At 71.1% G+C, this 14,668-nt stretch carries 12 protein-coding genes; 3 read left to right on the top strand and 9 right to left on the bottom strand.

Annotated elements, in window-relative coordinates:
* Positions 1–32: 32 nt before the first annotated feature.
* Positions 33–1,427 (bottom strand): ethanolamine ammonia-lyase subunit EutB, encoded by a 1,395-nt coding sequence (locus tag JEQ17_RS25235; protein ID WP_200397335.1) that lies wholly within the window; start codon positions 1,425–1,427, stop codon positions 33–35.
* A 227-nt stretch (positions 1,428–1,654) separates the two neighbouring features.
* Between JEQ17_RS25235 and JEQ17_RS25230 the strand changes: the two genes are divergently transcribed.
* Positions 1,655–3,175 (top strand): APC family permease, encoded by a 1,521-nt coding sequence (locus tag JEQ17_RS25230; RefSeq protein ID WP_200397334.1) that lies wholly within the window; start codon positions 1,655–1,657, stop codon positions 3,173–3,175.
* Between the two features lie 123 nt (positions 3,176–3,298).
* On the opposite strand, the gene JEQ17_RS25225 is transcribed toward JEQ17_RS25230, so the two are convergent.
* On the bottom strand, positions 3,299–3,796 hold the full coding sequence (locus JEQ17_RS25225; protein ID WP_200397333.1) for a GbsR/MarR family transcriptional regulator: 498 nt from the start codon (positions 3,794–3,796) through the stop codon (positions 3,299–3,301).
* 104 nt (positions 3,797–3,900) lie between these two features.
* On the opposite strand from JEQ17_RS25225, the gene JEQ17_RS25220 reads away from it, so the two are divergent.
* Both JEQ17_RS25220 and JEQ17_RS25215 read left to right on the top strand, forming a co-directional pair.
* Entirely contained in the window at positions 3,901–4,809 is a 909-nt protein-coding gene (locus JEQ17_RS25220) for an ABC transporter ATP-binding protein (RefSeq protein WP_200397332.1), read from the top strand.
* Entirely contained in the window at positions 4,806–6,461 is a 1,656-nt protein-coding gene (locus JEQ17_RS25215; RefSeq protein WP_234048359.1) for an ABC transporter permease, read from the top strand. Before JEQ17_RS25220 ends, JEQ17_RS25215 begins: the two co-directional genes overlap by 4 nt.
* A gap of 122 nt (positions 6,462–6,583) precedes the next feature.
* On the opposite strand, the gene JEQ17_RS25210 is transcribed toward JEQ17_RS25215, so the two are convergent.
* The 7 genes from JEQ17_RS25210 to JEQ17_RS25180 all read right to left on the bottom strand — a co-directional run bounded on the left by JEQ17_RS25210 (position 6,584) and on the right by JEQ17_RS25180 (position 14,437).
* On the bottom strand, positions 6,584–7,804 hold the full coding sequence (locus JEQ17_RS25210; protein WP_200397331.1) for a cytochrome P450: 1,221 nt from the start codon (positions 7,802–7,804) through the stop codon (positions 6,584–6,586).
* 168 nt (positions 7,805–7,972) lie between these two features.
* Positions 7,973–8,638, bottom strand: coding sequence for a response regulator (locus JEQ17_RS25205; protein WP_200397330.1), 666 nt, complete (start codon positions 8,636–8,638; stop codon positions 7,973–7,975).
* Entirely contained in the window at positions 8,635–9,981 is a 1,347-nt protein-coding gene (locus JEQ17_RS25200; RefSeq protein ID WP_234048358.1) for a sensor histidine kinase, read from the bottom strand. Before JEQ17_RS25200 ends, JEQ17_RS25205 begins: the two co-directional genes overlap by 4 nt.
* Before the next feature lie 132 nt (positions 9,982–10,113).
* On the bottom strand, positions 10,114–10,788 hold the full coding sequence (locus JEQ17_RS25195) for a response regulator (RefSeq protein WP_200397329.1): 675 nt from the start codon (positions 10,786–10,788) through the stop codon (positions 10,114–10,116).
* Complete coding sequence (locus JEQ17_RS25190) at positions 10,785–12,143, bottom strand: sensor histidine kinase (RefSeq protein ID WP_200401704.1); 1,359 nt, start codon at positions 12,141–12,143, stop codon at positions 10,785–10,787. Before JEQ17_RS25190 ends, JEQ17_RS25195 begins: the two co-directional genes overlap by 4 nt.
* A 199-nt stretch (positions 12,144–12,342) precedes the next feature.
* The gene (locus JEQ17_RS25185; RefSeq protein WP_200397328.1) at positions 12,343–13,542 is read right to left on the bottom strand and encodes an acyltransferase family protein; all 1,200 of its coding nucleotides are present in this window, start codon (positions 13,540–13,542) and stop codon (positions 12,343–12,345) included.
* Positions 13,535–14,437, bottom strand: a complete 903-nt coding sequence (locus tag JEQ17_RS25180; RefSeq protein ID WP_234048775.1) for an alpha/beta hydrolase — start codon at positions 14,435–14,437, stop codon at positions 13,535–13,537. Before JEQ17_RS25180 ends, JEQ17_RS25185 begins: the two co-directional genes overlap by 8 nt.
* Positions 14,438–14,668 lie beyond the last annotated feature (231 nt).

Below are 14,668 nucleotides of genomic sequence, written 5' to 3'. Positions count from 1 at the left end.
TGCCCTTACCAGCAAAGCGAGTTGACGGTCAGTCATGCTGCCAGCTCCTTGCCGATGGCCATCAGGGGGTGGGCGGCGCCGGCGACGGACCGTATCCCGCCCCGTTCGTCGAGCAGACCGATCCCGTCGAGCCATGCCTCGAACTCCGGTGCCGGGCGCAGCCCCAGGACCTCACGGAGGTACAACGCGTCGTGGTAGGAGGCTGATTGGTAGTTGAGCATGATGTCGTCGCCGCCGGGCGTGCAGATGACGAAGGACGCCCCGGCCACGCCCAGCATGGTCAGCATGGTGGCGATGTCGTCGTCGTCCGCGTCGGCGTGGTTCGTGTAGCAGATGTCCAGTCCCATGGGCAGGCCGAGCAGCTTGCCGCAGAAGTGGTCCTCAAGGGCGGCCCGGAGGATCTGACGGCCGTCGTAGAGGTACTCCGGACCGATGAAGCCGACCACCGTGTTGACCAGCAACGGCTCGTAGCGGCGGGCCACCGCGTACGCGCGCGCCTCGACCGTCTGCTGGTCGACGCCGTGGTGCGCGTCGGCCGAGAGCGCGCTGCCCTGGCCGGTCTCGAAGTAGAGGGCGTTGGACCCGACCGTGCCACGGCCCAGGGCGCGCGCCGCCTCGTACGCCTCGTCGAGGAGGCCGAGGGTGACGCCGAAGGACGCGTTCGCGGCCTGCGTACCGGCGATGGACTGGAAGACGAGGTCGACGGGCGCCCCGGCCGCCATCAGGTCGATGCTCGTCGTGACATGGCTGAGCACGCAGGACTGGGTGGGGATCGCGTACCGCCGGATCACGCCGTCGAGGAGTTCCAGCAGGTCCCGTACGGCCTTGGGGCTGTCCGTCGCCGGGTTGATACCGATGACCGCGTCGCCGGAGCCGAGGAGGAGTCCGTCGAGGAGCGCCGCGGCGACGCCCGCCGGATCGTCGGTGGGGTGGTTGGGCTGGAGGCGGGTCGCGATGCGGCCGGGCAGGCCGATGGTGGAGCGGAAGGCCGTGACGACACGGACCTTGCGGGCGACGGCGACCAGGTCCGCGTTGCCCATGAGCTTGGAGACGGCCGCCGTCATCTCGGGGGTCAGACCGGGGGCCAGCGCGGCCAGGGCGCTCGCGTCCGCCGCGTCCGAGAGCAGCCACTCGCGGAACTCCCCGACCGTGAGACCGGCGACCGGCGCGAAGGCCACCGCGTCATGGGTGTCCACGATGAGCCGGGTGACGTCGTCGTCCTCGTACGGGATCAGCGGTTCGGCGAGGAACCGTGCGAGCGGCACGTCCGCCAGCGCCCAGCGGGCCGCGACCCGCGCCTGCGCCGACTCGGCGGCGAGCCCGGCGAGTCGGTCGCCGGAGCGTTCGGGGCTCGCGGCGGCGAGCAGCCGGGCGAGACCGTCGAAGCGGTGGGTGCGGCCGCCGAGGGTCGATGTGTACGTGCTCATGCCGGGGACGGTACGAAGCGCGGGCGTACGGGGTCCATGGCCGGGCGGAGAGTTAACGCAGACGTTCGCTGCCGGGGCGATCCACAGGAGTTCTAAAGGTCTGGTTGACAAACATTTAACGCCCGGACCGGCGACACGACTCATTTTCCGTGCAGCATTCCGGTCGACCGAAGACGAGCGTGAAGACCAGCGGGCGACCGCGGACGACCATGGAAAGGGGCCACCCGATGGCAGTACAAGAGGGCGCAGCCCCCGAGGCGGCGGCGGGCACGGCGGGCGAGGACACCACCGTCCACCGGCTCAAGCCGAACGCGATCGGACTGCTCGGCGTGGTCTTCATGGCCGTCGCCACGGCCGCGCCGATCACCGCGATGACGGGCAACGTGCCCTTCATGGTCTCCTCCGGCAACGGCATCGGAGCCCCCGCGAGCTATCTCGTCGCAATGGTCGTCCTGGCGATCTTTGCGGTCGGCTTCACCTCGATGGCGAAGCACATCACGTCCACCGGCGCCTTCTACGGCTTCATCTCGTTCGGCCTCGGCCGGACCGTCGGCCTGGCTTCGGGGCTCCTGGCGACCTTCGCGTACGTCGTCTTCGAACCGGCCCTGATCGGCATCTTCTCGACCTTCGCCACGACGACCCTGCACGACCAGACGGGGGTGGACGTCCCGTGGTGGGCGTTCGCGATCCTGATGCTCGCGATCAACGCCACGGGCACGTGGTTCGGGGTGTCGGTCGCCGAGAAGCTCCTCGTGGTGCTGCTGGCCACCGAGGTCACGATCCTCGCGGCGATGGCGATCTCCGTCGCACTGCACGGCGGCGGCCCGGACGGCTTCACGTTCGGCCCGGTCAACCCGGTCAACGCCTTCCAGGGGACCTCGGCCGGACTCGGACTCTTCTTCGCCTTCTGGTCGTGGGTCGGCTTCGAGTCGACGGCCATGTACGGCGAGGAGTCCCGCGACCCGAAGAAGATCATCCCCAAGGCCACGATGATCTCGGTGCTCGGCGTCGGCGTCTTCTACGTCTTCGTGTCCTGGATGGCCATCACGGGCAACGGCGAGGCGGCGGCCGTCGAGGCGGCCTCCTCCTCGAACCCGCTCGCCCTCTTCTTCAACCCCACCGAGCAGTACGTCGGCCACTGGGCCGTCATCGTCATGCAGTGGCTGATGATCACCGGCTCGCTGGCCTGCGGCATGGCCTTCCACAACTGCGCCGCCCGCTATCTCTACGCCCTCGGCCGCGAGGGGGTGCTGCCGTCACTGCAGCGCACGATCGGGCGCACCCACCCCGAGCACGGTTCCCCGCACATCGCGGGTCTCGTCCAGACGGTCGTCAGCGCGGTGCTGCTCGGCGCGTTCTGGGCGGCGGGCAAGGACCCTTACACCGGCACGTACGTCCTGCTCGCCATCCTCGGCACGATGGCCATCCTGGTGGTGCAGGCGGTGTGCTCCTTCGCGGTGCTGGCCTACTTCCGCAAGAACCACCCCGAGTCCCGGCACTGGTTCAGGACCTTCACCGCCCCACTCGTCGGCGGCCTCGCGATGCTCGCGGTGGTGGTCCTGCTGGTGTCCAACATGGGCGTCGCGGCCGGCCCCGAGTCCGGTTCGATCGTCCTGAAGTCCACCCCGTGGATCGTCGCGCTGATCGCGGTGGGCGGGGTGGCGTACGCGCAGTACCTGAAGCGCCGGCGCCCGGAGGGGTACGCGCTGCTGGGCAGGACGGTCCTGGAGGAGACCAAGGAGCGCTAGGAAAGTCCCTTCAGGTGGGCGCCCCTTCAGGGGCGTGGGGAACTGCGCGACCAGCCACGACGAACCCGCAGTTCCCCATCCCCCTCAACGGTCACGCCACCCACGGCAACCCCCTTGGCGACCTCACCCGTCGCCGAACTCCCGCTCCTTGTGGACACGCCAACGCTCCATCATCTCGGCGATCTCCCCCTCGACGAACTGAAAGAACGCGCGCGTCTCGTCGAGCCGCCGCCCCGCCGGCGTCTCGACGCCCAGGCTCTCGACCCCCTCGCTCAGGGCGGACTGCCACCGCTTGAGCACCGTGTCCCGGTTGGTCAGCGCCTCGTACCACTGGTCGTTGTGCACGCGGTACCGCTCGCGCCGGGAGCCGGGCTCCCGCTCGCGCGAGACCATGTGCTGCTGCGAGAGATAGCGCACCGCCCCGGAGACGGCGGCGGGACTGACCTGGAGCTGCGCACCGATCTCGGCGGAGGACAGCACCCCGGAGTCCGAGGCGAGCAGGGCGGCGAACACCCGGGCCGGCATCCGCTGCATCCCGGCCCCGACCAGCTGCGCGGCGAAGCTCTCGACGAACTTCGAGACCGCCTCCGGGTCCCGCCCCACCTCACTCGGTTTCGACATCCTTGGATCCTCTCCCCTGCTCAGCGCGCCATGGTCGAGTGTATCCGCGATTTATACGCTTCCTTAACTTCACAAATTTCTGAAGGAAGCGTACGTTCTGAACCATGACGAAGGCAATCACCGTCTCCGGACTGCACAAGTCGTTCGGCAGCACGCACGCCCTGGACGGTCTCGACCTCGACGTCGAGACCGGCGAGGTCCACGGCTTCCTCGGCCCGAACGGCGCCGGGAAGTCCACCACCATCCGCGTCCTGCTGGGCCTCCTGCGCGCCGACTCCGGCGCCGCCCAGCTGCTGGGCGGGGACCCGTGGACCGACGCGGTCGCACTGCACCGCCGGATCGCGTACGTCCCCGGCGACGTGACGCTGTGGCGCAACCTCTCCGGCGGCGAGGTCATCGACCTGTACGGGCGGCTGCGCGGGGGACTCGACAAGGCGCGCCGGGCGGACCTGATCGAGCGGTTCGAACTCGACCCGACCAAGAAGGGGCGCACCTACTCCAAGGGCAACCGGCAGAAGGTCGCCCTCGTCGCCGCCTTCGCCTCGGACGTCGACCTGCTGATCCTGGACGAGCCGACCTCGGGCCTCGACCCGCTCATGGAGGAGGTCTTCCAGTCCTGCGTCGAGGAGGAACGCGACCGGGGCCGCACCATCCTCCTCTCCTCGCACATCCTCAGCGAGGTGGAGGAGCTGTGCGACCGCGTCAGCATCATCCGCAAGGGCCGGACCGTGGAGAGCGGCTCGCTCACCCAGCTGCGCCATCTGACCCGTACGAGCGTCACCGCCGAACTCGCGGGCCCGCCCAACGGGTTGGCGGCCCTGCCCGGCGTCCATGACGTCGACATCCAGGGCAACAGGGTCAAACTCCAGGTGGAGAGCGACAAGCTGAACGCCGTGCTGCGCTCACTCACCGAGTCGGGCGTACGGTCCCTGACCTCGACGCCGCCGACCCTGGAAGAGCTGTTCCTGCGGCACTACCAGGAGGACGTGCGGGCGGAGGCGGTGTCGCGATGACCGCCGTGGCTCCGGGTACTTCGGGCACCTCGGGTACTTCGGGCACTTCAGGCACAAGGTTCGGCGTACGAGCGGGTGGTTCCCGTCAACTGGCCGGAACCTGGACCCTGTTGAGGCTCGCACTGCGCCGCGACCGGGTGATGATCCCGCTGTGGGTCGCGGTGATCGGGCTGATGGTGGTCTCCATGCCCGGCTCGCTGGAGAGCGTCTACTCCACGGCCGCCGAACGTGCCGACGTGGCCCGCCAGATGCTGACCAACAGCTCCCTGCGCGCCATGTACGGACCGGTGTTCGGCGACTCGCTCGGCGGCCTCGTGGCGTGGCGCATCGGAGCGTACGCGGGCGTGTTCGCCGGGATCATGAGCCTGCTCGTCGTCGTGCGGCACACCCGGGACGAGGAGGAGAGCGGCCGTCAGGAGATGGTCTCGGCGGGCATGGTGGGCCGTCGCGCCCCGCTGACCGCCGCGCTCCTCGCCGCCCTCGTCGCGAACGCGGCCCTCGCGCTGATCATCACGGGCGGCCTCGCGGGACAGGGCTCCTCGGGCGCGCTGGCGCTCGGGCTGGGCACGGCCGGGGTCGGCATGGTCTTCGCGACGATGGCCGCGATCGTCGCCCAGCTCACGGAGAGCGCCCGGCTCGCGAAGGGGCTGACGGGCGGACTGCTGGGCGCGGCCTTCGTACTGCGGGCGGCCGGCGACTCGTCGGTGACCGACGGCTCCTCGGTGCTGACGTGGCTGTCCCCCGTCGGCTGGCTGGAGAACCTGCGGTCCTTCGCCGGCGAACGGTGGTGGGTGCTGCTCCTCTTCGTCGCCGCCGTGGCGCTCCAGGGCGTGATCGCGTACGACCTGGCCGGCCGCCGTGACGTCGGCATGAGCTTCCTGCCGACCCGGCCCGGACTCGCGGACGGCCGCCTCGGTACGGCCTGGTCGCTGGCCTGGCGGCTGCAGCGCGGCAGCGTCCTCGGCTGGAGCCTCGGCTTCCTCGCCGCCGGGGCCGCCTTCGGCGGGATCACCACGGGCGCCACGGATCTGGTCGGCGACAACGAACGGACCCGCGAGATCATCGAGCGCATGGGCGGCCAGTCCGGGATCACGGACGCCTTCCTCGCCACGATGGTCGGCATGCTCGGAATGGTCGCCGCGCTGTACGTCGTCCAGTCCGTGCTGCGGCTGCACGCCGAGGAGACCTCCCAGCGCGCGGAACCCGTCCTCGCGAACGCCGTCGGCCGCCTGCGCTGGGCCTCCGGCCATCTGCTGATCGCCTTCGGCGGGGCGACCCTGATCATGCTGGTCGGCGGCCTCGGTCTGGCCCTCGGCTACGGCCAGGACCTCCCCGCCGTCCTGGGCGCCTGCCTGGTCCAACTCCCGGCGATCTGGACCATCGGCGGCCTGGCGGTCCTCCTCCACGGGGTGTCGCCACAGGTGGCTCCGGCCGCCTGGGGTGTGGCGGGCGCGGTCCTCCTCCTGGGCTGGATCGGCCCGGCCCTCGAACTCCCCGACTCGGTCCTGGACCTCTCCCCCTTCGGCCACCTCCCGAAGCTCCCGGGCGGGGACATGACGTGGACACCGGTACTCGTACTCACCATGATCGCGGTGGCGCTGGTGGGAGCAGGCTTGGCCGCACTGAAGCGCCGGGACCTGACAACGGGCTGACGGGCGCCCCCGGTCTTTTTGGGGGCGCGGGGAACTGCGCAATCTTTTAGGGGCGCGGGGAACTGCGCGACCAGCCCCCACCGAACCCGCACATCACCACCGAACCCACCCGCCCCCGCCCGTCACATCTCAACAAGCAACCCCTCCAACCCCCGAATCACGAAGTTCGGCTTCCGCTCGGGCTCGGCAGCGAGCCTGAGCGCAGGAGCCTGATCCAACAACGCCCCCATCGACGCGGCCAGTTCGATCCGCGCGAGCGGCGCCCCGATGCAGTAGTGGATCCCCGCACTGAAGGAGATGTGCGGATTCTCCGGCCGGGACAGATCCAGCACCTCCGGCTCGGCGAACACCGCCGGGTCATGGTTGGCGGAACCGAACAGCAACGCCACCTCGCTCCCCCGCGGAATCACCGTCCCGTCCACCTCGATCTCGTCGAGCACCCACCGCTCGAACAGCTGCAACGGCGTGTCGTACCGCATCAGCTCCTCCACCGCCGTACCCACCAGCCCCCGGTCCGCCCGGAGCGCCGCCAGCTGGTCGGGGTTCCGGAACAGCGCCCACCACCCGTTCACCGTGGCGTTCACCGTCGCCTCGTGCCCCGCGTTCAGCAGGAGCACGCATGTCGAGATCATCTCCTGCTCGCTGAGCCGGTCACCCTCGTCGTACGCCGCGATCAGCCCCGAGACCAGGTCGTCCCCCGGCTCCTTGCGCCGGACCGCGATCAGCTCCCGCAGGAACTCGGTGAACTCGACCGACGCCCGCACCGCCCTCTCCGCCGTCTCCTCCGACGGGTTCAGCTCGTACATCCCGCAGATGTCCGCCGACCAGGGCCGCAACTGCGCCCGCTCGGACTCCGGGATCCCCAGCATCTCCGCGATGACCGCCACCGGGAGGGGCTCGGCGACCACCGTCAGCAGATCGCCGCCCCCTGCCGCGACCAGCTCGCCCACCAGCTCGGACGCCAGCCGGTCCACGTACGGCCGCAGCCGCTCGACCGTCCGCGGGGTGAACGCCTTCGACACCAGCCGCCGGATCCGTGTGTGGTCCGGGGGCTCCAGGTCGAGCATCCCGTGGTCGTTCAGCACGTGGAACGGCTCGTGCTCGGCCGGCGGTGCCGTGCGCCCGAAGTCCTCGTGCGTGAACCGGTGCTGGTACGTCCGGCCCAGGCGCCGGTCCCTGAGCAGCGCCGACACGTCCGCGTGGTGCGGGACCAGCCACTGGTTGGTGGGCTCGTAGTACTGGACCCGGCCCTGGGCACGAAGGTCCGCGTAAGCGGGGTACGGGTTGGCCAGGAAGGCCTGGTCCCAGGGGTCGAACGTCGGCGGGGTCTTGGTAGCTGCCATGACCGGACGCTAACCGGAGGTGTCCCTGTCTGAACAGGGCCGTCCCTCTTCTGCGGGGTGGCCCGCCTTCTGCGGGGTGGCCTGCGGGCCGGTGGGACAGTGCGGTGCCGTCGTGGCTTGTCGCGCAGTTCCCCGCGCCCCTGACGAGCGCCCCTTCGGGGCAGCCCGTCAGCCCGGTGTCACCAGTCGGGCCTCGTAGGCGAATACGGCCGCCTGGGTGCGGTCCCGCAGACCCAGCTTGACCAGGATGCGGCTCACATGGGTCTTGATGGTGGACTCGGCCACCACCAGGCGGGTGGCTATCTCGGCGTTGGACAGGCCCTGGGCTATGAGGACCAGGACCTCCGTCTCGCGCTCGGTCAGGTCTCCGTAGGCCGCCTGGGCGGTGGGCGACAGACGGGGCTCCTCGGCCAGCTTGGAGAACTCCGTGATCAGCCGCTTCGTCACAGAGGGTGCAAGCAGCGCCTCGCCGGCCGCGACCACGCGCACCCCGTCCGCGAGCTGCCGGGCGGAGGCGTCCTTCAGGAGGAAGCCGGACGCCCCGGCGCGCAGCGCCTGGTACACGTACTCGTCGAGGTCGAACGTCGTCAGGACGAGCACCTTCGACGCGCCGTTCGCCGCCACGATCTCGCGGGTCGCCTCTATGCCGTTCATCTCGGGCATCCGGATGTCCATCAGGACCACGTCCGGCCCCAGCTCCCGGACCCGGTCCACGGCCTCGCGGCCGTTGACCGCCTCGCCGACGACCTCGATGTCCGGCATCGCGCCGAGCAGCACCGAGAAGCCCTCGCGGACCATCATCTGGTCGTCGGCGATCAGTACGCGAATGGTCATGCGGAGTCCTCCGTCGGTGCCGTCGCCGGGACGGGGAGGAAGACCGTGACCTCATAGCCCCCGTCGTCCGTCGCCGCAGCAGTCATCTCCCCGTCCAGCATCGACACCCTCTCCCTCATGCCCGTGATGCCGTGCCCGGCGCCCGGTGAGGGCTTGACCAGGCCGGTCGCGGGACCGTTCACGACGCGCAGTCCCAGTCCGCCGAGCACATAGCCGATCTCCACCTTGGCCGCGGCGCCCGGCGCGTGCCGCAGGCTGTTGCTCAGCGCCTCCTGGACTATTCGGTACGCGGACAGCTCCACGCCCTGCGGGAGCTCGCGCACCGCCCCGGTGACCGTCTTGTCCACCGCGAGTCCCGCGCCCCGCACGTTCTCCAGGAGCCGGTCCAGGTCCGCGAGTGTGGGCTGGGGGGCGTCCGGGGCCTCGTAGTCCTCGGCCCGTACGACACCGAGGACCCGGCGCAGCTCGGAGAGGGCTATGACCGCGTTCTCCCTGATCACCGCGAAGGCGTACTCCAGCTCCGGCGGTGGGTTCTCCACGCGGTAGGGGGCCGCCTCCGCCTGGATGGCGACCACCGACATGTGGTGGGCGACCACGTCGTGCAGCTCGCGGGCGATCGTCGTGCGCTCTTCGAGAAGGGTGCGCTTGGAACGCTCGTGCGCGGTCACCGTCTCCTGGGCGGTCACCTTCTGCGCGGCGTCGTGCCGCACATGCCACACCGTGACGACCAGCAGTGCCAGCGCACTCACGAACAGGAAGGGCATGGTGTTCGTGTAGTAGTGGCTGCCTCCGAAGAAGACCTCCGCGAACAGGCCGTACGTCGCGGTCAGCGCCCACATCCAGGCCGCCGTGCGGGGTCTGGTCCTCAGCGCCACGATCGTGAGCACGATCAACTGGGTCGCGAAGGCGCCGGGCAGCCAGGGCCAGTCGCTCCCCCAGCCGTTGCCGAACAGGGCCGTGACCGGTGTCACCGCGAGGGAGACCCAGAAGGCTCCGACCGGCCTGAGCAGTGTCAGCAGGATCGTGCCCAGTGCGAGGAGGCCGGTCAGGAGCTGCGGGAGATCGCCGCCGCCGTTGCCGGCGAGGGAGACGAGCAGCGCCACCAGGCCGGCCAGTCCCACCACTATGTGCGGGGTCCAGGCCGCCTGCTCCCGCAGGCGCGGCGGCAGCCGCCGGGTCAGGCGGCCGTCCACACGCATCCTGGGCAGCGGGTGGACGGCGAAGGCGTCGTGGAAGAGGTCCTGGCGCAGCCCCCGCGACGCGTCCATCGCCAGCTGGAACTCGGGGCTGCGTTGCCTGGCACCGCCTGGCGGTGTCGTCTGCGTCTGGGTCGTCTCGGTCACATAAAGAACGGTAGGCGGAGACCGGTGTAGCGGTCGTCACCAGTGAGAAGGGTCATTCGGCCTCCCTCTCAGGTACTACGGGTACGACCGGGTGTCCCTCGGGGCCTGCGCCGCCCGTGGCCGCCGGGGCGCTCAGTAGCCGGTGGGGCGCACCAGCCCGCACTCGTACGCGAACACCGCCGCCTGGGTACGGTCCCGCAGGCCCAGTTTCACGAGGATGCGGCCCACGTGGGTCTTCACGGTCTGCTCGGCGACGAAGAGCCGCTCGGCGATCTCCGCGTTCGACAGGCCCTGTGCGATGAGGGCGAGCACCTCCGTCTCGCGCTCGGTCAGCTCGCCGACGCGCTGCTTGAGCGGGGCACGGGGCGTGGAGTCCAGCCGGGAGAACTCCGCGATGAGGCGCCGGGTGATGCCGGGCGCGAGCAGCGCGTCACCGGCGGCCACCACCCGGATCGCCTCGGCGAGCTGGTCGGCGGACGCGTCCTTCAGCAGAAAGCCGGAGGCACCCGCGCGCAGCGCGTCGTACACGTACTCGTCGAGGTCGAAGGTGGTCAGCACCAGGACTCTGATCTGCGGAGTCTCTTCGGTGATGCGGCGGGTGGCCTCGATGCCGCCGAGTTCGGGCATGCGGATGTCCATCAGGACGACGTCCGGGGCGAGTTCGGCGACCTTGGCGATGGCGTCCAGGCCGTCGACCGCCTGGCCGACCACGTCGATGTCGGGCTGGGTGTTGAGCAGCACCGTGAAGCCCTGCCTGACCATCTGCTGGTCGTCGGCGATGAGTACCCGGATGCTGCCGCTCGTCATGAAGTGTCTCCTGTGGGGTTCGGGGTGCCGTTGGGGCCGGTCGAGTTGCCGGAACGGAGGGGGCGGGAGGCGGTGGCCGCCGAACGCGGCAGGAACGCCGCCACCGTGAACCCGCCGCAGGCCGTCTCCATGGCCATGAGGGTCCCACCGAGCATCATCGCCCGCTCCCGCATCCCGAGCAGACCGTGTCCTGCGCCCGGTGACGGCGGGGCGGGGCGACTCGGCGAGGAGTTGACGACCCTGATCTGCAGGCCGCGCGGGAAGTGCGTGAGCTCCACCCGCACCACGGAACCGGGCGCGTGCCGCAGCGCGTTGCTCAGCGCCTCCTGGACGATCCGGTACGCGGACAGCTCCACGCCGGGCGGCAACGGGAGCTGCTCGCCGGTGACCTCCGTGGTCACCGCGAGCCCGGCGGCACGGGTGTTCTCGACGAGCGCGTCGAGGCGGTCGAGGGTGGGCTGGGGAGCGTCGGGCGCGGCACCGGTGCCGGCGCCGAGGCCGTACGCGTCGTCGGGGTTCTCCGAGCGCAGCACGCCGAGGACCCTGCGCAGTTCGGTGAGTGCCTCCAACGCGTTCTGCCGGATGCCGTCGAGGTTCTCCTTCAGCTCGTCGGAGGGGTTGTCCACCAGATGCGGGGCCACTTGGGCCTGGATGGAGATGACCGACATGTGGTGGGCGACCACGTCGTGCAGCTCGCGGGCGATGCGGTTGCGCTCCTCCAGCAGGGTGCGGCGAGAACGCTCCTCCGCCGTCAGGTACTCCTGCTCGACCAGTTGGGTGCGTGCCTCGCGGCTGCCGCGCAGGGCGGTGCCGAGGAGGACGGCGACGGCGAACACGGAGACGGCCAGCACGCCCGTCCCCGAGTACGGACCGCCGCCCAGGACGCCTTGCACGAAGGCCGTGACCAGCCCGGTCACCGCCAGCACCGCGAGGGACACGCTGGCGGGCATCCGCAGGGCGAGCAGGAAGAGGATGAGGGCGTGCGCGACGGTCGTGGGCCCGATCCACGGCCAGTTGGGGCCCGGGGGCACCATGTCCGTCATGTTCGACCGCGCGGCCACGGCGGCGATGAACGTCGCGGACAGCGACAGCCACCACGCCGGAAAGGGCCGCCACAGGGCGAGTACGAGCGCCACGCCCTGCGCCGCCCCCGCCAGCAGACCGAACTCGACGCCCAGCCTGTAGCTGGTGCTCACCCCGTCGATGCTGCCGATCGCGGCGACGACAGCGATCAGGCAGATCACGACATGAGGCAGCCGGCGCAGCCAACGGGGCCGGGACATGGGCGGCAGGGGCGCGCTGCCGGACGAGAGTCCCGCGAGAAGGGCGGACAGGGAGCGGCGGGCGCGAGGCATCCGGGCGGGGTCGGTGTGGCCGGTGCGGCTGGTGTGGTCGGCGCTGGTGGTGTCGGTGGAGCCGATGGCGCTGATGGGGTGCTCGGGGCGGGCGGGCAGAGGCACGGTGGGGCGGATCTCCGGGGGTGGGGGCGGGAGCGGGGCCGAGGTGGTGCCGTCCTCTGTCCGGGCGTCCTTGGCGTCGTCCACGCCGTCAACCCTAGGCACGCCGCACCTCGTTCGCTTCCACGGTGACGCGGTGGGTGCGGACGACACGTGACGGACGACGGGTACGAGGGCCGCGGCCGCGGTGCCCCTGCTCGTAGGAACGAAAGGCCGCCCAGCACACGGCCAGGGCGAGGGCGAAGACGGGGAGCCAGGCCAGCCGGAACGCCACCCACACGAGGCTGTCCGGGGTGGTGTGCAGGCCGGGGAGCCGGCCCGCGAGAAGGCCCGTCGCGGTGACCGACATCAGTGCCGTCTGGTGCCAGAGGAAGATCGTCATCGCGGAGAGGTTGACGAAGGCGACCCAGGCCCAGAGCACCGGCCGGCGCATCGCCCGGCGCAGACGCTCGCGCAGAAGCAGCGCCAGACCGCACTGGGCCAGGCCGAACGTGACCGCGGCCAGGGTCGGCGGGTTGAGGTTGGAGACCGAGGAGCCGGGGACGCCGACCATGGACGCCGGGTAGCCACCCCACGCGACGAGCCCGGCGGTCACGGCCGCGCCGCCCGCGAGCAGCACCCCGCCCGAACGCCGGGTCAGCTCGCCCCGTGTCCAGGCCGCGCCCAGTGTGTACGGCACGAGCCAGCCCGCCGCCACATTGACCCAGCCCAGCCAGGCCGGGCCGCCGAATCCGAAGCGGATGAGGTCCACATGGAGAACGACGGCAAGCGGCCACAACGGGTTGACCCGCGTCACCAGTGGAGTCACCGCCGTCAGCGCGGCGAAGACCAGCAGGAACCAGAGAGGGGACAGGACCAGCTTCAGCAACGCGTGGACCGTCCTCAGATCCGCGCCCGTCACTAGCAGGCCGACCGTGGCCACGGTCCACAGCCCGAGGACGGCCGCCACCGGCCCGAACAGGCGGGACAGGCGCGTACCGAGCCAGCGTCCGTACGTCGTCCCACGCGACCGTGCCGACGCGTAGCTCTTCGTCGCCACGTGACCGCCCACCAGGAAGAACACGGCGAGCGTCTGGAAGGCCCACGAGATCGGGGCCAGCCAGGGCATGTGCGCCAGCGGGCTCGACGTGCGCAGCCTGCCGCCGTCCGCGACCAGGGCCGTGACGAGCCAGTGGCCGAGCACGACGCCGAGTATCGCGAAGGCGCGCAGGGCGTCGACGGAGCGGTCCCGGTCGGGCGGTGTCGCCGCGTCGATCCGCTCGGCGCCGAGGCGCAGTCGGCGTATCACCTCATCCATGGGTCATCTCCGATGTCTCGCCGAGCACGATCCGGGCGACGTTGGCCAAGGACACCGAACCCGGCTTGAGGTAGTCGCTGTGGCCGCCGTCGCCCGCCGCGAAGACGCGGGCGCCGAAGGACGGGGACACGGCGTCGGTGCCGAAGCCGACCGTCGTGCCGAAGAGGTCGGCCCTGGTGTGCGGGACGTCCGCGATCCAGTCGTCGCCGCCTCGGCCGGCCCAGACGCGTGCCCTCGTGTGCAGGTCGGCCGCCGAGTCCACGCCCGTGCCGGGGCTGCCTATGAGCACCAGGTCCGAGATGTCCAGGCCGCTTGCCGCGCGGGCGCCGACGACCGTCCCGTACGAGTGGCACAGCAGGGTGAACCGGGCGTGCCCGTTCACCCTCCTCAACTCGCTTATGAACTCCCGGAGTTCGGGTGCCGCTTCCTTGGCCAGGCCCGTGGTGAGGACGTCCGGGCTGATCGTGCCGGGGGTGTCGTAGCCGAGCCAGGCGATCACCGCGGCGCGTGGGCCGAGCCGTTGGTGCAGGGCGAGGGCGCCTGCGCGGAAGCGGTCGTACGTGTCCAGGCTCGTGTCGGAGCCCGGCACGAGGACCGCCACGTGGTCGGCCTTCGTCAGGTCGCCGAAGACCTCGGCGGCCAGGCCGGGGCCGCGGGCGTCGAAGGTGAGGAAGTTACGGGCCGGGTCCGCCATGGAGCGGACGGCCGCCGCCCGGCTGCGGTCGCCGTGGGCCGCCGCCATGCGCGAGGCCTCGGCGGCGTTCGCCCGGTTCGCCGCGTAGGCGCTGTCCAGCGTGGTGGGGGTCACCGGGGCGATGTGGGCCGGGGTGGGGGCCGGTATTTCCGGGTGCGCGGCCGCGGCGGAGATGGGGGCGACGAGTGCGCCTGTGATCAGGGCGGCGAGTAGGCCGCGGCGGGCTCGGGGCCATCGGGGGCGTTTGCCCGGACGGCCTGGCTGGCCCTGCTTGCTTGCCTGGTCCGGCTGGTCCGGCTGGCCCGGCTGGCCCGGCTGGCCCGGCTGGCCCGATCGCTTCGGTCGTTCCGGTTGGGCCGCAGCCCTCGCCGTGGCCGACCTCCCCCGTAGCCCCATCTGTGTGCCCCCCCCCGTTTCAGTTCACCCGTCCAT

The sequence above is a fragment of the Streptomyces liliifuscus genome (genome assembly GCF_016598615.1).
GTDB classification, from domain to species: domain Bacteria; phylum Actinomycetota; class Actinomycetes; order Streptomycetales; family Streptomycetaceae; genus Streptomyces; species Streptomyces liliifuscus.
The sequence above is the reverse complement of the archived record's forward strand: the minus strand, read 5'-3'. Positions and strand labels throughout refer to the sequence as shown.